Source organism: Nostoc sp. DedSLP03, from assembly GCF_034530815.1.
Classification (GTDB): domain Bacteria; phylum Cyanobacteriota; class Cyanobacteriia; order Cyanobacteriales; family Nostocaceae; genus Nostoc.
Window position 1 is genome coordinate 1 of the sequence record NZ_JAVRCK010000101.1, and the last position, 26,651, is coordinate 26,651.

Genomic DNA, 26,651 nt, shown 5'->3' on the forward strand with positions numbered 1-26,651 from the left:
GGTATTGATGTTCTCACCTTCCAGTCTCATTCTCTTTAATTCACATTAGACGTAAATGGTCAGTTTCTGTGCTATTGCTGGGTGGGGTTGACTTATAGTCACAGGGCCTAACATTCCTCCTGTTTGAGCTTCTTGCCCTTGTGAATACAGCGAGGCACAGTCAGCAAATGTCTGTTCTTGGGCTTTGATGCGGAAATAGAGTTCTTGGGCCACCTCTGCATCAGATGTGCGGATTAGGGAATAAATTACTTTGTCTAGCTGAGATTTACATTGCAAAAAATAAGATTCTAGCTTTGTCCCCCAAGTGGCTTGCTTGAACTTCTCAATCCTCAGTTCTCGCATAGCAACAGCTTCTAGTTGCTCAAGACTCATGCTGTAATGCTTTAAGACTTTTGCTTGTGCTTCTGGTGTTGTCAGTTGATTGTTTTGGTAGAATTGCTCAATAACACCGAGTTTTTCTGATGGAGTGAGTTCAAAGCCAGCGATCGCTCTTTCAATAATCACCAAACGGCACAATTGTGGCAGCATTTGGTAGCCAGCTAGCAGATGCACAATTTCTGCTTGGGTAATTGTCTGGTTGCCAATTCTTAGGTGAGCCATAAGGTGCAAGTCACAGCCAGGATAAGAAAATGTATTAAATAAATAATTTTCCTCAAAATCATCTATTGTCTGTTCTACTAATGACAATGATAAGTATACTGATGTTCTCTGGGAAAGTGGTTGTTACATACTTAGAGATACTGAGAAAAAGTTAAATTAACTTAATGAAAAAATACATTGCTTATAGTTATTAACGAAATAGATAGCTCAACGACTTTAAGGATATTTACGCAGGTAGAAAACTCAATGAACGTGGTATAAAGTTACAAGTGATTGTAGACAGTTGTAAGCGTTAAAATCTCCATTAAAAGCAGTGCTACTCTGAGACAGTTCAAGCAATAAAGTTATCAAAAAGCATCATGAGCCAAAACTTAATTACCCAAGAGTTTGGGATTATTATAGCTGCGAAAAATCATAATCCTGCCATCCTTAATCCAGATTTTCTCAAATATAGTGGCATTGTCCCACAAGAATGGGAATTAGTTCAGCAACCCATATCTACTCAAAACCTTTCTCAATTGGCTTTTACCAATGGGATTATGATAGTAGCTGAACCAACACGAGTGATTTTTATAGAAGCTATTGAACAAAAAGCAATAAAAGAAATCACCGTTGCAGAAATTGCCAAAAAATATGTTCAAACACTACCAAATATACAGTATGAAGGTGTAGGTCTAAATCCTAGAGGTTACATTAGTTTTGAACAGCAGTCTGCGGCTAGTCAGTATTTAGTCAAAACATTGTTATCTGGCGGAGATTGGCAATCTCTTGGAACTGCACCTATGAGAGCAACACTTAATTTGGTTTACACTTTAGAGCGCTGCCCATTTTATCTAACTGTCAGCGAAGCTGCTTTACGGAATCCAGATGAAAGCAATATTCCAATTGTCTTATTTAATGGCAGCTTTAGCTACGAAGTCAAAAGTGAAACGCCATTACAGAGAGTCACAAATCTGCATCAAATAATTGATAATTGGCAAACAGATTTATCTAATTATCAAGAAATTATCAATACTAAATTTCTAGCTGACCTTGCCGCTCAAAAAACTGTTATTTCTGACCATTTAATCCTGAATAGTGATACTAGTATTGCGGCTTAGTTTCACAGATATAATAACTTAAACAACGAGGTAAAAATGAAAGTAAAAATTATTTTTTGCTTTCATGTTTTCCTCGTTAAAACAATAAATACATCGCTCCAATTTTTCTAGGATAGAACAAAGGGGAAAATTCAATTTCCCCCTTGAAGATTTTGTTATTCCTGAATTTTTTATACGATTTACAAATATTGGATATTAATTTAACTATTAATGCAGTTGAACTCAAGCTTCAAACTAAGTTAAGCAAAATTTCTATTCAATCATCATCAAAGATTTCGATTTACTCTTAGCAAGAGGTTAGTCATGGGCAGTTCTGAAAACCTTGAAAATAATACATCAAGTAGTAATGGGGGAATCTTACCTCCATCTCTACTAGAGAGTGCATCTTTGAGCGCAGCGCTAGATGACAATTCTGCTCTCACTTCTTTGCAAATAAAACTCAGAACTCCTAATGGCTCAGATCCGATTTCTTCCGAATTGTCACGCCAGGAGAAATTGGCGACTACTAAAGATGATTTGAATTTTTCCAAGTCTTCTGGGAACTCCCTTAATAATCAGAAGAATTCCGTTAATTATCTAAATAATTATTCGCCTTTATTCAAAAACCAGCAAAATTATAATCTGATTCCATCTCAACAATCAGAAATTACAAAGTCCAATAACAAAACTGATTTGGATCGACTTACAGGAGCAACAAGTAATACACCTCTAATTAACATTGCCACTACTGAGCCAGTTCTCGCAAGTGTTAATAATTCTGTTTCCACACTGTCCCTGCTGCCTGACATCTTACCGCCTACACTTTCTGCTACAGTCCTGCCGCTCAATTTACTACCAGGTTCGCCACAAGCGAGAGTTGTTGGCATCGTTAATGGCACTGGTTCCGCCATTGCCTCACTCACAGTTGTCTTTGATAATTTAGCTGCTGGGCCCATATCAGTTAGTCCACTCGGCGCTTTTGACCATGCTCTTGATTTTACTGGACTCAACGATGGGCCTCACACTTTTACTCTCAAAGCTACCGATTTTGCAGGCAATTTCTCTACTGCTAGCTTTTCTGTAACGGTAAATCTTGCTGCCACACCACCTGCTATTTTAGCAGCTTTAGCCCATGATACAGCTCCTGACAACACAACCAACACTGATGGTATTACCTTCGATCCCACTACTACAGGCACAGTTAAAGTTGTTAATCGTGGCATTTTTATTAATGCATTAACAACTGTTACCCCTATTGTCAATGCTGTCGCAAATGTATCGCTTACTGAAACCAATCAGATTATTTCATTGAAAGCAGGTTTCGACAACACACAAGTAGCCAATTATCTAAATGTAATTGCTGATTTGCACTCTGATGGCAGTTTTACCCTCAGCTCCAACCGATTAAATACAATTTATGGCGGGATTTTACCAGACGGTCATCACACTCTACACTTACAAGCAGTAGATAAATATTCTGTTGCCAATAACTTTGATATCTCTTTTACACTTGATACCACTACTGCTGTACCTACCATTAACCTGTCTGCAAATAGCGATAGTGGCTTGAGTAACAGCGATCGCATTACTCTTGACACCACCCCAACAATTATTGGCACGGCAGAAGCTCTTGCTAGAGTCCAACTGTTTAACAACGGTCAACTCAAAGGACAGACAACTGCAAATTCAGATGGCACTTGGCAAATCACAACATCAGAATTAACTGATGGAGTGTATCAGTTAAATGCCACTGCTACAGATATTGCAGGTAACACCAATACGTCTGCTAATTTAAAAGTTACGATAGACAGTGCTTTGCCGCAAGTAAACTTAACTACTCCAATTGGGCAATCTAGTTTGCGTTTGGGAGACAAACTTACTGGTAGTGTTGATGGTACTGGTAGCGCGATTACTGCGTTAAGCTATCACTTTAACAATCTTCAAGAAATACCTTTAAACTTTAATTCTACAGGCGGCTTTGACCAAACTTTAGATTTTACTGGTCTGAGTAATGGAGAACATACTTTAACAATTAAGGCTACTGATACTGCTGGTAATGTTAAAACAATTCAATACACTGTAACAGTAATTATTGATAAGGATGCACCAGTTATTACTGCGACTTTGCAGCGCGATACTGCCGCAAATAACACGACTAATAGCGACAGAATTACCTTTGACCCGACAATTACGGGTACTGTCACTGACGCTAGCCAAATAGTCAGCTTCCGTGCTGGTTTGAACGATACCAATGTTGCAAACTTTGTTAATGTCCTGCCGCAGCGGCAAGCTAATGGTAGTTTTAGCTTTAGCCGCACGCAATTAGAACAAATCTATGGCGGAACGTTAAGCGATGCCCAGTACGTACTGCGCTTACAAGCAGTAGACTCTTACGGTAATACTTCTAGTGTATTTGCTGTTGCCTTTACACTGGATACTACTACATCCGCACCAACTCTTGAATTGTCAACAGCTAGCGATTCTGGATTTAGCAATAGCGATCGCCTGACTAACGATGCGACTCCGACAATTGTTGGCACTGCCGAAGCTCTTGCAACCGTACAATTATTCAGTCAGGGGCAGCAAATCGGACAAACTACTGCCAATACTGATGGAACTTGGCAAATAACTACTTCTGAGTTGACTGATGGCATTCATTTACTGAATGCTAGTGTTACTGATATTGCCGGAAATACTAACACTTCTGTTACCCCGCTGAGTGTCACTGTTGATACTGCTGTGCCACAACTGACGCTCGATACACCCATTCAGCAAACTCCTCTGCGACAAGGAGATAAACTTACTGGTAGTATTAACGGTACGGGTAGTAACATAATCTCCTTAAGCTATCGCTTCAACAACCAAAACCAAATACCTATTGCCTATAATGCTGCGGAAGCTTTTGACCAGGAAATAGATTTTACGGGACTTGGCAACGGCAGTCACGTTTTGACGATTGTGGCAATTGATGCAGCTGGTAATTCTCTAACCACACAATACAACGTCACCGTCCAACTAGATGAAGCAGCACCTGTAATTACCGCAGCTTTGACTTTTGACACTGCCCCCAATGGTACAATTAACAGCGATTTAATTACCTTTGACCCTACAATTAATGGCAGTATTATTGATGCCAGCCGTGTAGTCGAATTCCGAGCAGGTTTTGACAATACTGCAATTGCCAATTTTGTTGATGTTTTGGCTCAACTAAGGACTGATGGGACTTTTAGCTTCAATCGCAGTCAACTAACAGCAATTTACGGCAGTCCCATACCTGACGGTGTACATACCTTACACTTGGTTGCTCAAGATGAATTTGGCAACCTCTGTGAAGTTTACAACTTCACTTTTACTTTAGATACGATAACACTCGCACCAAACAATCTCGATTTGCCTGCCAGCAACGATAGCGGCACGAGCAGCACCGATAACATCACCAAATACCCATCCTCAAACATTACAGGTAATGCCGAAGTTGGTGCAATCGTCCAACTTTTCAACAGCGATGGCGGACAATTCCTCGGTCAGGCAACTGCGGATGCTAACGGTGCTTGGCAAATTACTACCAATCAATTAGCTGACGGCACGTATAACCTGAATGCCATTGCTTGCGACATTGCTGGGAACGTCAGCAGCATAGGGGCAATCGCGATTACCATTGATAGCACTGCACCCACTCTCGCATTAACGACTCCTGTTGATACAGCACCCTTGAAACAAGGGGCGCGTTTGGTTGGCAGCACTAGCGGTACGGGTAGTGCCATTGCAACATTAAGTTACAACTTTGACAATCAAACGGCAATACCTTTATTTTTCAACCCTGATGGTAGTTTTAACCAACAGCTTGACTTCACCGGTATTGCCAACAGCGATCGCGTTTTGACAATTACTGCAACAGACATTGCTGGGAATATTACCACCCAGCAGTATTACGTTAGCGTTAATCTCGATTACGAAGCTCCAATTATTACCGCCAGTTTAATACGCGATACTGCCCCAGGAGGAAATACCAATAGCGATCGGATTACTTTTGACCCGACAATTGTTGGTAGCGTTACTGACAATAACCGCGTAGTTGAATTGCGAGCTGGGCTGGACGATACACCCACTGCCAACTTTGTCGATATTACTGCCCAAATTCAACCCAATGGCAGCTTCACTCTCAACCGCACCCAGTTAGAAAATATCTTAGGCGATACTTTAATTGATGGCGTACATACCCTGCGTTTAGTAGCCAAAGATGAATTTGATAACACTTCATCTGTGTTTGAATATACTTTTACGCTGGATACCAGTACGCCCCCACCAAGCAATCTCGATTTGACTTTAGATAGCGATTCGGGAGTCAGTAACAGCGACGATATTACTAATGTCAGCATTCCCACCATTACAGGTAACGCTGAAGTGGGAGCTAGCGTTCAACTTTTCCACTCTGGGGAAGTCTTAGGGACGGCAATAACTGATAGCACGGGTAGTTGGCAAATTGTTACTAGCGACTTGACTGATGGGACGTACAATTTCACGGCAGTTGCTACTGATATTGCGGGTAATGTTAGCAACGAGTCCATAGCGTTACAAGTAATTATTGACAAAGTAATACCGCTGTTAACTCTCAGTACTCCCGTGGATACTGCACCGCTAGAAACAGGAGCGAAATTAACTGGCAGCGTTAGCGGGACGGGAAGCGCTGTGGCATCGTTGCGCTATCGCTTTGACGGGCTAGAGGAAATTAATCTTAGCTTTGACGCTACAGGAGAATTCGACCAGCAATTAGATTTGACTGGGCTGAGTCACGGTACTCATGTGCTGACAGTAATTGCCAAAGACATTGCAGGTAACGTGACAACAAAGACTTACAATGTCAAAGTTAACAACGATACTATTGCTCCGATAATTGCCGCTGCCTTGAGTAACGACACCGCACCGGGGGGTATTACCAACAGCGATAAAATCACTTTTGACCCAACAATTAACGGTACTATCACCGATGTCAGTCGGGTTGTTAGCTTCCGAGCGGGATTTAATAATACCCTCGCTGCCAACTTTGTTGATATTCTTGCCCAACTAAAAACTGACGGCAGCTTTAGCTTCAACCGCACGCAACTCGAAACAATATACGGTAGTTCCTTGCCAGATGGCGCTCATACTTTGCGTTTAATCGCCTCTGACGAATTTGGCAATACCTCAAATGCCTTTAGCTTTACTTTTACCTTAGATACTAGTATTGCTCAACCAGTTTTCAATTTAGATGCAGCATCGGATTCAGGCACAGTTGGCGACAAGAAAACTAAATTTGATACTATCACCCTGGCTGGTTTAACTGACCCTGGTGTGACTGTATCCTTAGAAGCAGCAAATACTACCGTCACTGCCGACAATACAGGCAAATTTAGCTTTGCCAACGTTTCTTTGACAGCAGGCGTTAATTCCTTTACTGTCAGAGCAACAGATATTGCAGGCAACCAAAGCGTCTATACAACCACGATTTACCGTTTTAGCGCTCCTACTGCTATCAACCTCACGGCTAACAGTGTCGCCGAGAATAGTGTCAATGGTACAGTGATTGGTGAATTAAGCAGTATCGACCCCGATACAAGTGAGTCCCACACCTATAGTTTGGTAAATGATGCTCAGGGACGCTTCAAGATTGTGGGTAATTCTTTGCAAGTGGCTGATGGTACGCTTCTCAACTACGAAAATTACAGCCAACATACTATTGTTGTTCGCAGTACTGACGCTCAAGGTCTAAGCACTACTCAAGAAATTACTCTGAATGTTACCAATATTAATGAAGCGCCCAGCTTTACTAGCACGCCTAGCATTACAACTGTTGAATCTGGTAGTACTTATACCTACAATATTACAACAACTGACCCAGATGCTAGTGATACTCGTATTATTAGTGCAACTGGAGTTCCTAGTTGGTTGAATTTTACCGATAACGGTAATGGTTCTGCCATCTTAACAGGTACTTCTAATCAAAATCAACTAGGTCTATTTAATATTACATTTACGGTAGAAGATGCTGGTGGACTTCGCGCTACACAAAATATTATTCTTGGCAGTCGAATTAGTTTAACTGAAGAAAGTTATTTTACACCGACTCGTAACCTACCTCTAGTCATTCCAGCAACGCCTTCTATCCTCAGCTTCAAGATTGACAAGAATTTTGATGTTTCCGATCTTAATGCTATTAATGATGCCTTTGAAGTGGCATTAGTTGATGCTAATGGTAACTCTCTAGTACACACCATTACATCCGGTAGAGATGCTTTCTTCAACTTAACAGAAGGGGAAGATGTACTATTGGGTGCAGGTGCTAGTTATAACAGCACCGATCAGACTGTGCGCTTGAATTTGACAGGTGTTAAACCAGGTAATGCCACTCTCATTTTCCGTCTGGTAAACAATGATAGCGATACTACTACCAATGTCACCATTACCAAATTTGCTCTCCAAGCTGCACCAAATAATACGCAATCTCCTTTACAGTCAGGTTTTGGTACGCAGTCATCTGCAAACACTACGATATTGCCTAATTTCAACAATTTGACAGATGTCTCTCAAAGTTTTAAAGCAGATTATCATCGCACTAGCTTTAATCCAGATACACACTTACTATATGCAGACATCGCAGTACATAACATTGGTTCTTATAGCGTTGATGCTCCAATAATAGTTGCCATTAACCACATCAGCGACCCTACAGTTGTAGTACGCAATCCCGATGGCTTTACACCTGATGGTATCCCTTATTACAACTTCTCTAGCTTAGTTGCAGGTGGAAAACTAGATCCAAATGACTTTACTGGTATTCGCAGCCTGGTATTTTATAACCCCAATCAGGTACAGTTTACCTACGACTTGCAAGTGTTATCTGAATTGAACCGACCACCAGTGATTCAAACGAAGCCAGAAACACAAGTAATTGCAGGTAAACCTTATCATTACAATGTTGTAGCCACTGACCCGAACGACGATACTTTGACATATAAACTCTTGGTTGCACCCAATGGTATGAGTATCAATCCCACAACTGGGTCAATTAGCTGGAATACGACAACTGCTGATATTGGGAACCAAACAATTTATCTGCAAGTGAATGACAGTCACGGTGGGATAACAGAACAAAAATATACCTTAACAATCCTAAATGACACTACCCCCAATCGTCCACCCAGTTTCGTTACAAACCCTGTTGTTGATGCATCTGTTAACCAGCCTTATATTTACGACTCTAAAGCACTAGACCCAGATCGAGATCCTTTAACTTACAACTTAATTATTGGTCCAGATGGGATGACTGTAGATCCGATAACTGGGCAGGTGAAATGGACTCCACAGCCAGTATCAACACTTGGTGACACTGTTCTGGCCCAGATTAGCACTCCCGGCGAGGCAGACAAATATACCTTTAGTGCGCTGTCTGGACAGCGAATGTACTTTGACGGACTCAATTTCAATGGTAATACTTCCGATTGGAAAATACAGGTTTACAGTCCCAGCAATCGATTAATTGTTGATTCCGATGGCAGTTTTAGCGGGCCGTTTAACATCACCGAAAATGGAAATTATCATCTAATTGTCAAAAAGAATGGCGACCTTACAGGAAACTATGGTTTTAGTTTAATAGACCTCGAACAAACAAGTGCAGTCAATTTCGATCAAAACATCAGCGATCGATTAAACCCAGGTACCAAGGACAAGTTATATCATTTTTCTGGTACTCAAGGGCAGCGTTTGTACTTTAATAGCATTAGCAGCGACACAAGTCTTGATTGGATTCTTTATGGTGAAGACAATCAAGTAATTTGGCAATCTGGTTGGCGTGATGTTGAAACAGTATTGCCAAACGATGGGCTTTACATTTTAGCACTCCGTGGTAGAGGAGCATTTAGCGAAACTGTTCCTTATACTTTCCAAATTTTTGATGCTCAGACGATTAATGGAACCTTGAGTTTTGGAAACAATACCATTCCAAACACCGTGAATGGTAATATTGTCAAGAAAGGTGAGCAAGATGTTTACACCTTCACGGGAACAGCAGGGCAACGAATAGACTTTGATGTACTTAAAGATGGTGGTTCTTACACAAATACAGCTACTCTCTACAGTCCTAGTGGTATCAAGTACTTAGATAACTACTACCTCAACTATGGCGATGTTTTCCCCTTTACTTTGAACGAAAATGGCGCTTACAAGTTGGTAATTGATGCTATGGGGGGAAATACAGGAGCTTACAGCTTTAGTATGCTGGATGTCGCTCAAGCAACGCCGATTAACTTAGATACTGATATCACTGGCACACTCGCTCCTGGTTCATCAACGCAACTATATCAGTTTAACGGCATCGTTGGACAGCATCTCTACATGAACTCGCTGTTAGGTGCGGCAGGTAATTGGTACATTTATGACTCTAGTAATAACCGTGTTGCTGCAAATGGATTGAGTAATGACTTTGAGCTAACTTTATCGAAGACAGATACTTACACCTTGGTTATTCAAGGAGGAGGCAGTCAAGGAACAGATAGCAACACTCCGATTAATTATAAATTCCGCATCATTGATTCTAACACGCCTACCACACCCATAAGCTTTGGTACTAATGCCACACCAAATGTTGTCAGTGACTCGATTGTAAAAAAAGGTGATATCAACACTTATACATTCACTGGGACGGCAGGGCAACGAATAGACTTTGATGTACTCAAAGATGGTGGATATTACACAGATACAGCCACCCTCTACAGTCCGAGCGGCATCAAGTACTTAGATAACTACTACCTCAACTATGGCGATGTTTTCCCCTTTACCTTAAACGAAAATGGCACTTACAAGTTGGTAATTGATGCTATAGGGGGAAATACAGGAGCTTACAGCTTTAGTATGCTGGATGTAGCTCAAGCAACGCCGATTAACTTAGATACTGATATCAATGGCACGCTGACTCCCGGTTCATCAACGCAACTTTACCAGTTTAATGGCACCACCGGACAGCATCTCTACATGAACTCGCTCTTAGGTGCAGCAGGTTCTTGGTATATTTATGACTCTGCCAATAATCGTGTTGCTGCGACTGCGCTGGCAAATGACTTTGAACTAACCTTATCCAAAACAGATACTTACACTCTGGTTGTACAAGGTGGAGGTAGCCAGGGAACGGATGGCAACACTCCCATTGATTATAAATTCCGCATCATTGATTCTAATACACCTACCACAGCTATAACTTTTGGTACTAACATCACACCGAATGTTGTCAGCGATTCGATTGTAAAAAAAGGTGATATCAACACTTATACATTCACTGCGACAGCAGGGCAACGATTAGACTTTGATGTACTCAAAGATGGTGGATATTACACAGATACAGCTACTCTCTACAGTCCAAGCGGCATCACATATTTCAATAGGTATTTAACCGACGGCGATGCCTTCCCTTTCACTTTAAATGAAAACGGCACATACAAGTTAGTAATTGATGCTGTGGGTGGAAATACGAATGCTTACAGCTTCAGTATGCTAGATGTCGGTCAAGCAACGACTATTTCCCTAGATAGTGATGTCACTGGTACGCTGACTCCCGGTTCATCAACACAGCTGTACCAATTTAATGGCAGTGCCGGACAGCATCTCTACATAAATTCGCTGTTGGCTGCATCTGGGAATTTGTACATTTATGACTCTGCTAATAATCGCGTTACTGCTAGCCCCTTAAGTAATGACTTTGAGTTGACCTTATCTAGAACAGACACCTACACTTTACTAGTTCAAGGTGCAGGTAGCCAAGGGACAGATACTAACGCCTCAATTAACTACAATTTCCATATTTTCGCGGACAACACGCCGACGATGCCGTTGAGTCTGGGTAGTAACATCACACCGAATGTTGTCAGTGATTCGATTCTTAAAAAAGGTGATTTCAACACATACACATTCACGGGTACAGCAGGGCAACGGCTATATTTTGACGTACTCAAAGATGGTGGTTATTATACACAGACAGCTACTCTCTACAGTCCTAACGGCATTACATATTTCAATAGGTATTTAACTGACCAAGATGCCTTGCCCTTCACTTTAAATGAGAATGGGACATATAAACTAGTGCTTGATACTACAGAAGGCAATACAGGAGCTTACAGCTTTAGTATGCTAGATGTCGGTCAAGCAACAGCTATTTCCCTAGATAGTGATGTCACTGGTACGCTGACTCCCGGTTCATCAACACAGCTGTACCAATTTAATGGCAGTGCCGGACAGCATCTCTACATAAATTCGCTGTTGGCTGCATCTGGGAATTTGTACATTTATGACTCTGCTAATAATCGCGTTACTGCTAGCCCCTTAAGTAATGACTTTGAGTTGACCTTATCTAGAACAGACACCTACACTTTACTAGTTCAAGGTGCAGGTAGCCAAGGGACAGATACTAACGCCTCAATTAACTACAATTTCCATATTTTCGCGGACAACACGCCGACGATGCCGTTGAGTCTGGGTAGTAACATCACACCGAATGTTGTCAGTGATTCGATTCTTAAAAAAGGTGATTTCAATACATACACATTCACGGGTACAGCAGGAGAACAGTTGTACTTTGATGCTATCAGCAGTGTTTCCAACACTACAGAAGCTAGTCTCTACAGTCCCAGTGGCTTTAAATTGTTCGATCGTCAAGTCTCTGATGGAGACTATGGGACTTTCACATTAGTTGAAAGTGGAAATTATAAGCTCGTTATTGATGGAGTAAACGCATCCACAGATCCTTATAGCTTCCGTATAGCAGATGGAAATGCTGCTACATCTCTAACTCTCTCAACACCTTTCACAAATAGTTTACCAGCAAATCAAGTACAGTTATATCGGATTGACGGCAGCGCCGGACAGCGCCTCCAGTTCAACAATTTAACTTCTGTGTCGAATGCTGATTGGGTGTTGTACGGCCCTGGTGGGAAAATCTTTGCTTCTGCCAGTTTAAATAATGTGGGAGTTGGTTTTGAGACAGCCTTGCCGACGACAGGAGTTTATGTATTGGCAGTGCGGAATTTTGCTAATAGCGCAGTCAATTTTAATGTCCAGGTAAACGATATTAGCTCTACTTCTGTCACCAATGAGGGTTTTGGCACAATCTACACAGGAACGAGTACAACATCTAGTAAACAAACGCTCACAGCAAATGCAGGTACGCTTGTTTATTTTGATGCCCAAGTAACCAACAATTACTATGGTGGGATTCCTACTCAGTTATTAGATCCTACTGGTACCCAAGTCTTTTACATTAATAGTACTTATGACAACGGTATTTTCATACTACCGACAACTGGTAGCTACACGCTTCAGAACGTAGGTAACGGTAGTTATAATTACGGTAGTTATGCTTATCAGCTACTTGATTTGGGAACAGTCACCAATGTGACATTGAATACAAACACGACCGTAAATTTGAGTGCATATCAGACAACAGCTTACAAATTTACAGGTGCGGTCGCTCAACAACTGTTTTACGATGGCTTAACTGCTAATTCTGGTGTTTCTTGGAAACTGATTTCTCCTAGCGGGCAAACTGTTGTTGACTGGAATGATGCTGGTGGCGATTGGGGTACTGTCCCTGGAAAATTAACATTCCAAGAAGTTGGGACTTACTATTTACTTTTCTCTAATGCTTCAGCAGGAGCGACCAGTGCTTCTTTCCGCATTTTAGATCGAGCCGGAGCTACGCCTTATACTTTTGATGATACAGTCAGTGGCAGTTTTACAGGGAAAGAAAGCTACTCATATCGCTTCAGTGGTACTCAAGGGCAGTATATCTATATTGACCAGCAGGCAGGCAGTTACACTTATTACGGAAACAACTATTGGGATCTTTACGGACCAGAAGGACAATACATTACTAGTAGTGAAATATACAACGATAAAGAAGTAGTATTACCAGCCACAGGTGACTACTTCCTAATAGAGTCTGGCAACGGAAGCTATGACCCTAACTACAAATTCCGTATCTCTGCACCCAGCTTGCCGATGACCGCCTATACTTTGGGTACTACAGTCAATGGTACAATTAGCAAACCTGGAGAAAATGATACTTACACTTTCACTGGTATATTCGGTCAGCAATTATTCTTCGACGCACTTAATACCAATGAACCGGGTTTCACTGTTCGGTTAATTTCTCCTAGTGGTATCGATGTCAGGGATAGTCGTCTTTATCAAGATATTGGCCCTGATAGTGGCTACACTCTCAAAGAGTCGGGTACTTACAAGTTAGTAATTGACGGTGATGGAGGCAATACTGGTGATTACAGCTTCCGTCTTTTAGACAAAGCTGGTGCTACGCCTTATACTCAAAATACTCTAGTAAGCGGCACTTTCACGGGCACAGAAAGTTATGCCTATCGCTTCAGTGCTACTCAAGGGCAGCTTCTTTACCTGTACCAGTTAGAAAACCAGAACTACAACTGGACTCTTTACAGCCCAGAAGGTAAGCCCATCAGCACTCTCAATCCTTACTTTTACTACAACGATCGAGAAATAGTATTACCATCTACTGGTGACTACTTGCTAGTGGAGTCAGGTAACGGAAGTAGCAATCCTAACTACAAATTCCGTATTAGTTTGCCGACTTTGACGACGACTGCCTACACTGTGGGCAGTACGGTCAGCGGTACAATTAGCCAGTCGGGAGAAAATGATACTTACACTTTTACTGGCACAATTGGTCAACAATTATTCTTTGACGGACTCAGTAACTATGATCCAGGCTTTACTGCTCGGCTGATTTCTCCTAGTGGTATTGAGCTTAGAAATGGTCGTCTTTATCAGGATTTTGGCCCTGATAGTGGCTACACTCTCAAAGAGTCAGGTACTTACAAGTTAATTATTGACGGTGATGGAGCTAATACTGGTGATTACAGTTTCCGTCTTTTAGACAAAGCTGATGCTACACCTTATACCTTAGATACTAGTGTCAGTGTCGCGTTTTCAGGCAGAGAAAGCTATGCCTATCGCTTTAGTGGCACTCAAGGGCAGTATATTTACATCGATCAGATAGAGAATAGCTATTACAGTTGGGGACTTTATGGCCCAGGAGGTCAGTACATTACTGGGCCTAATATCTACTCTTATACTAAAGACCAAGAACTAGCATTACCATCTACTGGTGATTACTTGTTTGTGGAATCGAGCAATGGCCTTGGCGACCCCAATTTCCTATTCCGCATTAGTGCGCCAAGTTTCCCAAGCACTGCTTACACTTTGGGTAGCACGGTCAACGGTACGATTAGTAAACCTGGAGAAAATGATACTTACACCTTTATTGGTACATTTGGTCAACAATTATTCTTTGACGGACTTAATTACAATGATCCAGGTTTTACTGTCCGGCTGATTTCTCCCAGTGGTATTGATGTTAAGGATGGTCGTCTTTATCAAGATTTTGGCCCTGATAGTGGCTACACTCTCAAAGAGTCAGGTACTTACAAGTTAGTCATTGATGGTGATGGAGCCAATACAGGCGATTACAGCTTCCGTCTTTTAGATAAAGCCGATGCCACACCTTATACCTTAGATACCACGGTCAGTGGTACGTTTTCAGGTAAAGAAAGTTATACCTATCGCTTTAGTGGGACTCAAGGGCAGTATATTTACATCGACCAGCAAGCAGGAGATTACAATAATTACTGGAATCTCTATGGCCCAGGCGGTCAGTACATTACTAGCAATTATATTTACGCCGATCAGGAACTAGCGCTACCATCTACAGGTGACTATTTCTTAGTCGAGTCAGCTAACAATTCTGGCAATCCCAATTACAAATTCCGCATTGCCACGCCATCTCTGCCGACTACTGCTTACACTTTGGGTAGCACGGTCAACGGTACGATTAGTAAACCTGGAGAAAATGATACTTACACCTTTATTGGTACATTTGGTCAACAATTATTCTTTGACGGACTTAATTACAATGATCCAGGTTTTACTGTCCGGCTGATTTCTCCCAGTGGTATTGATGTTAAGGATGGTCGTCTTTATCAAGATTTTGGCCCTGATAGTGGCTACACTCTCAAAGAGTCAGGTACTTACAAGTTAGTCATTGATGGTGATGGAGCCAATACAGGCGATTACAGCTTCCGTCTTTTAGATAAAGCCGATGCCACACCTTATACCTTAGATACCACGGTCAGTGGTACGTTTTCAGGTAAAGAAAGTTATACCTATCGCTTTAGTGGGACTCAAGGGCAGTATATTTACATCGACCAGCAAGCAGGAGATTACAATAATTACTGGAATCTCTATGGCCCAGGCGGTCAGTACATTACTAGCAATTATATTTACGCCGATCAGGAACTAGCGCTACCATCTACAGGTGACTATTTCTTAATCGAGTCAGCTAACAATTCTGGCAATCCCAATTACAAATTCCGCATTGCTGCACCCAACTTGCGAACAACTGCTTACACTTTGGGTAGCACTGTCAGTAGTAACCTAATTGAGAAGGGTGAATTCGACACGTATACGTTCACTGCTCGTTCTGGTCAACGCCTATACTGGGATCGATTAACAGGTATAAGTCAAATTACAGCCAAACTCTACAGTCCCAGTGGCGTAATTGTTGCTGATGGTAACTTGGCTAACGATATTTCTCCTTTCTTCTTGCGTGAATCCGGCAATTACCGTTTGGTCATCGACGGTTCTGGAGAAACTACTGGCGATTACAGTTTCCGCTTAGTAGATATTGATACTGCACCAACCCTCACTTTAGATACGTCTGTTTCTGCTATTCTCGATCCTGGTACGGAAACTGACTTCTATCAATTCACTGGTACATCAGGAGAACGTCTTTACTTCCACTTAGGAGCAACAAATTGGCCTTATGGTCTAGCTGACTGGGTACTGTATGGAGCGGATAATCAAGCGATCGCTGCACCCAATTATTCTAGCCCCGATTTCAGTATTATTCTGCCAACTGCTGGCACTTACGTTTTAGGAGTACGTGGTTATGGGGCTACGTCTCTGGGCTACAGCTTCACGGCTTATACAGATCCGATTTCTACCACAAGTTTAGCTTTGGGCACCACAGTAACAGCTGCCCTGAATAAGCCGGGTGAAAGGGATGACTATACCTTTACAGGCACAGTTGGTCAACACTTGTTCTTAGATGCCTTGACTGGTAGCAGTGGCATCCATGCTAAGTTAATTGCGCCTAACGGAGTTCAATTATTCGACAACACTCTCGATCGGGATGGGATACCAATCATACTTACTGATTCGGGGACTTATCGCTTGGCAATTGATGGCGATAGGGCAACCACAGGTAATTACAGTTTCCGTTTTTCTGACATGGCGGTAGCCACAGCTTTGAGTGTGGGCACGACTACCAACGGTAGCCTGATGGGAAATAGCGTTAACTTTTACTCTTACAGTGGCAAAGCCGGACAAACACTTAACTTTAATCTGGGTAGTACAACTTGGAATGGTGCTAACTGGGTACTTTACGATGCTAGTGGTGCAGTTTTGGCAGCCCCCAATGCTAGTAGTCCTAATTTCCAAGTGACTTTGCCTGCTAACAGTGTGTACACTTTGGCGATTGTAGGTAGCAGTAGCAATCCTGTCAATTACAGCTTCACCGTGACAGATAATTCTGCTGCTGCAACAACCAATTCTGGTTTTGGTACATTGCAGACTCTGTCTGTTAATGCTAATCAAGATTATAACTTCACTGCCTCTGTGGGCACGATTTTGCTGTACAATGGCACAGATGAGCAAAATCGAAATAGTGGTAATTACTATCTCGGGGTGCGGTTGCTGAATCCAGATGGTACTTATGTTTTCAATGGACAAGATCCAAGGTATGGTACTGCACCAATAGTATTGACTCAAAGTGGTGATTACAAACTGCAAGTGTACGGTGGCTATAGTGGTACCACTATAGCCACCTTCCAGTTGTTGCAACTGCCGAAGACTTTGGGACCTGGAACCAACTATTTACAAATGGATAGCCCCGTTACTGGTACCCTTAATCATGCTGAGGCTAAAGTTTACACCTTCCAAGGGGTCAACGGATTAAAGATTCTCCTCAACGGCATGGCTGGAGCTACTAATTATACTTTGTATGATTCCAGTGGTAGGCAAGTCTTTACGCAATATAATCCAGGGGGTTACTATTGGCAGCCACCTGTTTGGGCTGATAGTAGCCTTTACACCTTGACGCAAAATGACTTGTATCATTTAGTTGTTAGCAATATATCAGGCGCTGATAATAATCCTTACAGTTTCGAGGTATTAGAAACTGCTAACGTTCAATCTGTTAACTATGGCATACCGATCGCCGATTCACTCACAGATGGACGTTTAGACTCAATCTATAAAATCAAAGCGAATGTTGGGGACAACCTCTTCTTCGACAGCATTGCCACCAATGCCCCGAATGGTAACTACCGATGGAAACTCTACGATCCAGGTAATCAATTACTGTTCAACAATGACCTCCGCACTGACGCTTCGGTGACGATTTCTGAAACCGGAGATTACTATCTAGAAATCGAAGGTGGCCCCGATACCAACCAGATTAATTACCAGTTCCGCGTCTTCTCTTATGCTCCCACTGCCAACACTGTTATAACTCCAGGCGGAGGGGGTACAAGCAGTAGTGACCCCGATGCTTTGGGTGTATTCTCAGTCCAACTTGGTGTTAAGGACGGCAAGGGGGGTACTGATGTGCAAAATTACAAGATTCGTGTTGGTGCAGACCCAGAAGATCATAACCCAGTTATCAGCAGTAACCCTGAAACCCGCTTTGCTTTAGCTGACAATGCATACCGTTATTCAGTAAAAGCAATTGATGCTGATGGTGACAAACTATCTTATCGTTTGGTTAACTCTCCTATAGGTGCGTTAATTAACAAAGATACAGGCGAGTTACTTTGGTTCCCTGATAGTAATGTGGCTGTAGGCAGCAAAGCCAATTTTACAGTGGAAGTATCAGACGAACGGGGTGGAAAAGACTCTCAATCCTTCAGCGTCGATATTTACCAAAGCTTAGGCACTATCCAAGGTGCAGTCTTTAATGACCTCAATGCCAATGGACTTCTCGACTCTAAACTAATTACTGGTGATAATCCTTCAATCGTATTTGCCATTGACGTTTCCGGTAGTACCATCGCCCCATTCCACGGAAATGGCAAATACAAAGATGTCAAAACCGTTTTAGACGCCGAAAAAGCAGCAATTCAAGCCACAATTGATGCCATCATTGCAATGGGTGGTGGGGACAAGGTGAAAATTAGCTTCATCCCCTTTACCAATGATGGTACTATTCAAGACATGAATCCGGCTGCTCATACTGGACTAGTTACATACACTACTGCTTTTGCTGACCTCGATAACAACTCCATCCCCGACTATTTACAAATACTCAACAGTTACACATCAGGTGGTAGTAGCAAATTTACTCAAGTAGCGCAGAAAATTGACACCTTAATCAACGTACTACCAGGAACGCCAAATGTTATATATATGTCGGATGGCTACGGCTATCTAGACCCAACAGTGGCAAAAACACTAAGAAACGACGTTTTGAGTAAGGGTGGAAATCTTAATGCTTTTGCCATTGGTTCGGCATCTACATATTCAACTTTACAAGAACTTGACCCGAATGCAATTCAAGTTGTCGATATTAACGAATTGACAGACATTTTCTCTGGTTTTGATGACCGCTACGCCAAAGAACCATTCATGAATGGCGTTACCGTCTACCTCGACCAAAATAACAACTCTCAGCTAGACCCAGGAGAATCTTATCAAATTACCCAACAGGATAAAATCCTCAATAGCTTAGATACTAACAGCAAATACTACTTTAGCTTCAAGAATCTGCTACCGGGTACATATATAGTCCGCACACTGCTACCTAGCGGCTACACTATGACCACACCTACAACAAATGTGTGGACTGATACAATCACTGTCGCCGGAGAAACTAAGAGTAATTTATTCGGTTTAACTCAAGCCACCATTATTCCTCCCAATCAAGATCCTGTTTTCGTCACTACGCCACCTGCTATTACTCTACTAAAAGCCAATCAAGAATTGCGTTACAATGCCTTCGCTCGTGACCCAGACGCAGATATCGTTACCTACGACTTAATAACTGCTCCAGAAGGTATGGCTGTAGATGCTCGTGATGGCGTTGTCGTTTGGTCTCCCACTTCTGCCCAAGTTGAAAAATACTACCAAGATTTATACGCTGAACAAGCTCGTCTCACAGCTATTGGTAGAGGTGCTTATGCTCCTACTCACGTAGAATTCAACGTCCTGCTACGTGCAACAGATGGTCAAGGAGGGCAAGCACTACAGTATATTAAAGTACAACTCGTACCAAATAATCATCCTCCTGTCTTCACTTCGACATCTCCAAATAATCTCCAGCCGCAAGTAGGTAAACCATTCCAATATCAAACCACTGCCACCGACCCCGACAATGACTCCGTAACCTTTTCCTTGATAAATCCACCAAGCGGGGCACTAATTAATGCCAGTACTGGACTGTTGACTTGGATACCCACTGCTAACCAATTGGGCAATCAACAATTCTCCATTCAAGTTCAAGACAGTTTTGGTAATTCTAATTTGCAATCAGTCAACTTGACTGTTGTGAATGCTCATGTTAATCATTCACCAGTATTTACCTCTACACCTCGCACAAGTACAAGAACCCAAAACCCCTACATCTACAATTTACAAGCAACTGACCCAGATAACGACCCGCTTACCTTCAGCTTAGTAAATGCACCTGCGGGTATGACCTTAAATCAAGGAGTTCTTGTTTGGCAGCCAACTGCTAGTCAATTCGGTAACAATTCAGTTAGCATACAAGTCAGTGATGGACAAGGTGGTACTACTACCCAAAACTGGACAATTCAAGTCAGCAATCAACTCTCAAACTTACCTCCCACAATCACTTCTATACCAAGTACAGTTACCTCACTTGGGCGAACTTACATTTACAAGCCTACAGCAATTGACTCAGATGGCGATCGCTTAACATGGAGTTTCGTTTCTGACACTGTGCCACCTCCACAAGGTATGGTAATTGATGAACAAACTGGGACAATTGTTTGGCAACCAACGGCTAATCAAATTGGCGATACCACAGTTAGCGTTCAAGTAACAGATATCTACGGTGCTTACAACGTCCAAGAATTTACAATCCATGTTAACGGCATTAATAGTCCGCCGAAATTTGTCTCTACACCGATTACCATTGCTGGGGTTGGACAGGGTTACAGTTATCAGGCTTTGGCAACTGACCTAGAAAATGATGCGCTAATATTCACTTTGGGTAGTAAGCCAACTGGGATGACTATTACCAAAGATGGCTTAATTCAGTGGACACCCACGGCAGACCAAGTTGGAAAATACGACATCCAAGTTATTGCCACTGATAACCTTGGTGCTAGCACTAACCAAACCTACACTTTAATTGCTGGCACTACTCCTGTTAATCATCCTCCGGTCATTACTTCAACTCCGGTATTTATCGCTGCTGTTGATCATACGTATAATTATCAGGTTAGTGCCACTGATGCTGACAATAATACTATTACGTACAAGCTGCTTTCTGCTCCAGATGGTATGACCATTGATGCCAATACGGGTTTATTAACTTGGGCTAACCCTGTGGTTGGCAGTTATCAAGTGGTTGTTGGTGCTGATGATGGTAATTCTGGTGCTGCCCAAGGCTTTACTCTCATTGCTAAGACGATTACTCCACCTATAATTCAATCTACCACTCCCCCAACTACTGCAATTCCTAACACTTTATACCGTTACGATATTATTGCATTTGACCCCCAGGGCGATCGCCTGACTTACTCAATAGATGCCGCTTCTCAAAATTTAGGGATGATTCTTGATAGTCAGGGACGTTTAAGTTGGACACCAACTTCTGCCCAAGTCGGCTCCCATCCTATCACTCTCACTGTTTCTGACTCGGCTGGTTTTAATACTCAACAAACTTTTAACTTAAATGTCACTCCTGATACTGTTGCTCCCAAGGTGAAACTGATTGCTAGTTATGACTCGGTTAATTTAGGCGAATCGATAACTTTTCAGGCACGGGCAACGGATAATACCAAGCTGGCTGGGCTGCAATTGTTGATCAACGGTAATGCTGTGGTGCTGGATAGTAATGGCATGGCGACATTCAAACCCACCACTGCTGGGACGATTACTGCTAAAGCGATCGCTACAGATACAGCAGGTAATATTGGGCAAGCGACATTCGATGTAGCAGTAATTGATACTAGCGATGTCAGCGCTCCCGATGTCAGTCTGAACTTGGGTGCGATCGCTAATGGTACAGTCACCGCCCCAGTTGATATTAAAGGCACGGTCAGCGATGATAACCTCGATTACTATCGTCTCTTGGTTGCGCCCATTGGCAGTAGCGATTTCAGAGAGATTTTCCGAGGCACAAGCACTGTTAATGATGGTGTGCTGGGTAAGTTCGACCCGTCTTTACTGGAAAATGATTCGTACACTTTGCGCCTGGAAGCTCATGATAAGGGCGGTAACGTCAGCTTTGTAGAAGACACGGTTAATGTGTCTGGTGAATTGAAGCTCGGTAACTTTAAGCTGTCGTTCACGGATTTGTCGATTCCTGTAACAGGGATACCCATCACGCTGACTCGCACGTATGATTCTTTGACATCGGGTACTACTGATGATTTCGGTTACGGCTGGCGCATGGAATTCAGGGATACGGATTTGCGGACTTCTGTCGGCAAACCCAGTGGAGAAGTTGCAGAACTGGGGGGTCAGAATCCCTTCAAGGACGGTACTAAAGTATACATTACCCTTCCTGGCGGTAAACGAGAAGGGTTTACGTTTAAGCCCAGAATTGATCCCCTTTCTCAGTATTTAAGGGGTGCTGGTAGTGTTGATTCTGACCCCAATATCTATCACCCCTCCTTTGTGGCTGATGCTGGCATAACCGATACGCTTACCGTTCAAAACACCCGCATTATTCATGGCGCTGGTACTAATCAGTACTACGGACTAGGTGGCAGTGCTTATAACCCTGCGGATAGTTACTATGGTGGTGTTTATACGCTGACTACCAAAGAGGGCATTGTTTACCAGATTGATGCTGCTACGGGCGATTTGTTGACAGTTACGGATACTAACGGTAATACGTTAACCTATACTGATGCGGATATCACTAGCTCTACAGGGCAAAAGATAACCTTTGGGCGGGACGCGCAGGGCAGAATCGCTACTGTAACAGATCCGGCTGGTAAGCAAATTCATTATGGGTACAACGCTCAGGGTGATTTGGTCAGCGTAACCGACCGGGAAGGTAACACTACGCAGATGGAGTATGACCAAGAGCGTAAGCACTACTTGGACAAAATCATTGACCCCTTGGGCAGGACTGGTGTTAAGAACGAGTACGGGGATGACGGGCGGCTCAAGTATCTGGAAGATGTTAACGGTCAGAAGGTGGAAATGTCCTATGACCCGAATAATTCTAGGCAAACTGTACTAGACCAACTCGGTCATGCCACAGTTTACGAATACGACGCTCGTGGCAACATTCTGACTGAGATTGATGCAGAAGGGCAAATAACTAAGCGCAAGTACGATGATAACAACTATGTTCTTGAAGAAACAGTAATTTCAGACCGTTCTGGTCCAAATGGTTTTACCACTAAGTACACCTACGATAGCCTTGGCAATCAGCTAACTCAAGAAGACGCATTAGGTAACATTACACGCTACACTTATGGCGATAAGAGCCGCCTACTGACTGAGACTGATGCCTTGGGTCGCACGACAACTAATGTCTACAGTAGAAGTGGTAATCTTCGTTCAACTACTAATGCTCTTGGTAACACTACTGGTTATGACTACGACCTCAGAGGTCAACTCCGGTCTGTTACAGATGCTAACGGGAAAGTCATAGAATTCGATTATGATGACAATGGCAATGTCACCAGTGTTACAGATGCGTTGGGCAATGTTACGGCTTATACTTACAATGCCAATGGTGACAAGCTGACTGAAACTCGTCAAATGACAACTGCGACAGGTATAAGGACTTTAGTAACAACCTGGACGTATGATGACAACGGTCGAATGAAAACGATGACCGATGCCGAAAATCATACAATGACTTATGAATATGACAAATTAGGTCATCAAACTGCGATTATTGATGCACTTCAGCACCGGACTGAGTATAAATACGATGAGAAAGGTCAGTTGGTTGCAACGATTTACGCAGATAATACACCTGACAACCCAGATGACAACCTACGGGAAATCAGCCGTTATGATGAGGCTGGGCGTACAATTGCCACCATTGATAAAGCTGGACGGGAAACACGTTTTGTTTATGATGATGTTGGTAGGCTAATTAAAACTCTCAATCCAGATTCAACGCCGAATGATTGGGATGACAATACTAAAACTCGTACCGAATATTACAGCGATGGTCTGGTAAAAGCCCAAATTGACGAACGCGGTAATCGCATAGAGTTTCGCTACGATGCTGATGGTCGGCAAACTCAGGTAATTTTCGCTGATGATACGCCTAATACTCTTGATGATAATCCACGTACTACTTACACTTATGACAAACTAGGGCAGAGACTTGCTGAAACTGATGCGCTCAAGCACACCACTAGCTATAAATATGATGACTTGGGGCGATTAGTTAAGACTGAGTTTAACGACAAAACTTACACCACCAGTGAATACGATAATTTAGGTCGGCGCATTGCGATGATTGACCAGAACAGCAAGCGCACTGAATATAGTTACGATGCGTTAGGTCGTTTGACTGGGGTGAAGAATGCGCTTCAAGATTGGACAGAATACGGATACAACGAAGTTGGAAACCTGATTTCACAAACAGATGCTAACCAGCACACAACCAGCTTTGAATATGACGGCGTGGGAAGACGCACGGCAGTAATTTTGCCAATGGATCAGCAGTCAGATATGACCTATGATGCTGTAGGTAATCTGAAGACATATACTGACTTTAATCGCAACACTACGACCTATCAGTACGATCCCATGAACTGGATGACCTCGAAGCAGTTCCAGGATGAGTCTAAGGTAACGTATACTTACACACCCGTAGGGTTGCAAGATGTTATTACGTTTGTTGATGCTAATGGTCAAACTACTGCGACCTATGATTATGACTATGACGAACGCGATCGCTTAGTCAAACGTACTGACCCAGATGGACACAAGATTGAGTATACTTACGATGCTGCAAGTAATCGCACTTCAGTCACTACAGCTTCAGGTACAGTAAACTACACATTTGATGTTCGTAACCGCCTTGACCAAGTAATTGAGGGCGGGGTTATCACAGCAGATTATGACTATGATGCAGTAAACAATTTGGTACGTACTACATTGGCTAATGGTACGCAGGAAATTCGTTCTTATGATGACCTCAATCGATTGAAGTATTTGGAAAATCATAAGGGTGACACCATTCTCTCTAGCTACAGTTATACCCTGGACAAAGTAGGCAACCGCACCAAAGTTGTTGAACAGGATGGTCGTACTGTTGATTACATTTACGATGATTTGTATCGGTTGACTGAAGAAAAAATCACTGATTCTGTCAATGGTAATCGAGTTTATGACTACATTTATGATATAGTAGGCAACCGCAAAACCAAGAGTGAAACTGTCAACAGTACTACAACAGTTATAAATTATACCTACGATGCCAATGACCGATTGTTAAATGAGACTGTTAATCAGCAAATAATTGCTAGTTATACCTATGACAATAATGGCAATACTTTAACGAAGACTGAAAATGGCATTACAACTGAATACACTTGGGACTACGAAAATCGATTGATTGCGGCAGCAATGGAAGATGCTAATGGGGCAACACAGCAATCAATGCAGTATCGCTACAACGACAGAGGTATTCGAGTTGCAGCAATGATTGATGGAGTTGAGACGCGGTACTTAATTGATGAAATGCAGCCGTATGCACAAGTTTTAGAAGAATATTCTCCTAGCGGTGCTGTACAGGTGGAGTATGTCTATGGCAATGATTTGATTGCTCAGGAACAGGGTAACAGTCGTAATTACTATCATGTTGATGGGTTGGGTAGTACACGAATACTGACTGATGCAAATGGTAGTGCTTTTAATGCGTACAATTATGAGGCTTATGGAGAATTAATTAATTCTACTGGTGAGGTAGAGAATAAGTATCTGTTTGCTGGAGAACAGTTCGATAAAGCCTTGGGAGACTATTATAACCGGGCAAGATACTATGATACGGATACTGGAAGATTTATCAGAAAAGATGACTATGAAGGCAGATTGCTTGAGCCTTTAACATTAAATAAGTATTTCTATACTCACGCAAATCCTGTCAATGGAGTTGATCCTACTGGACTGTTTGATTTCTCTTTACAAGGATTTACTCTTGCTGAGAAAATTGGAGGGATTTTAGCTGCTATCGGACTAGTGGGTAGTATATACAAACTCACACAAAATACTGATTTAGTACGCCGAATATTTCATGCGTCGGAAGATGAACTTTCAGGCGATACAGACGATGTATCTGGTAGTTCAGGTGATACAGATGGAACATGGGATAGCTCTGGCTCTTATGATCATCTTCCAGACTTACCCAATGTTGCACCTGGTAAAGATTTCACATCTGCTCAAAAAAAGAAGATTTATGAAGAGAATCGTAAGAGGAATGGTGGAGTTCTGCGAGATGACGAAACAGGAGAAATATTAATTTCACCTCAAAAGAGCAAGAAAGGGGTTACTCCTGCATCAAATGAAGCTCAAGTTGACCACATTATCCCCAAAAATCCCGCTGATCCTAGCGTATCCCCTGGCACTAATAGCTATAAAAATGCCAAAGTTATATCAAGAGCACGAAATAGAGCGAAGTCAAATAAATATCCCTAA

Annotated in this window: 3 protein-coding genes; 2 read left to right on the forward strand and 1 reads right to left on the reverse strand. The window is 42.4% G+C overall.

Annotated elements, in window-relative coordinates; all coding sequences use genetic code 11:
- Positions 1-45: 45 nt before the first annotated feature.
- Positions 46-600, reverse strand: a complete 555-nt coding sequence (locus RM368_RS32305; RefSeq protein ID WP_322697834.1) for a peptidylprolyl isomerase — start codon at positions 598-600, stop codon at positions 46-48.
- Between the two features lie 359 nt (positions 601-959).
- Between RM368_RS32305 and RM368_RS32310 the strand changes: the two genes are divergently transcribed.
- Both RM368_RS32310 and RM368_RS32315 read left to right on the forward strand, forming a co-directional pair.
- On the forward strand, positions 960-1,700 hold the full coding sequence (locus tag RM368_RS32310) for a hypothetical protein (RefSeq protein ID WP_322697835.1): 741 nt from the start codon (positions 960-962) through the stop codon (positions 1,698-1,700).
- Positions 1,701-2,003: 303 nt separating this feature from the next.
- Complete coding sequence (locus tag RM368_RS32315; protein ID WP_322697836.1) at positions 2,004-26,651, forward strand: Ig-like domain-containing protein; 24,648 nt, start codon at positions 2,004-2,006, stop codon at positions 26,649-26,651.

Excerpts from the sequence above, each read along its gene's own strand:
- RM368_RS32305 (WP_322697834.1), bottom strand. The coding sequence starts at position 600 with ATGGCTCACCTAAGAATTGGCAACCAGACAATTACCCAAGCAGAAATT.
- RM368_RS32310 (WP_322697835.1), top strand. The coding sequence starts at position 960 with ATGAGCCAAAACTTAATTACCCAAGAGTTTGGGATTATTATAGCTGCG.
- RM368_RS32315 (WP_322697836.1), top strand. The coding sequence starts at position 2,004 with ATGGGCAGTTCTGAAAACCTTGAAAATAATACATCAAGTAGTAATGGG.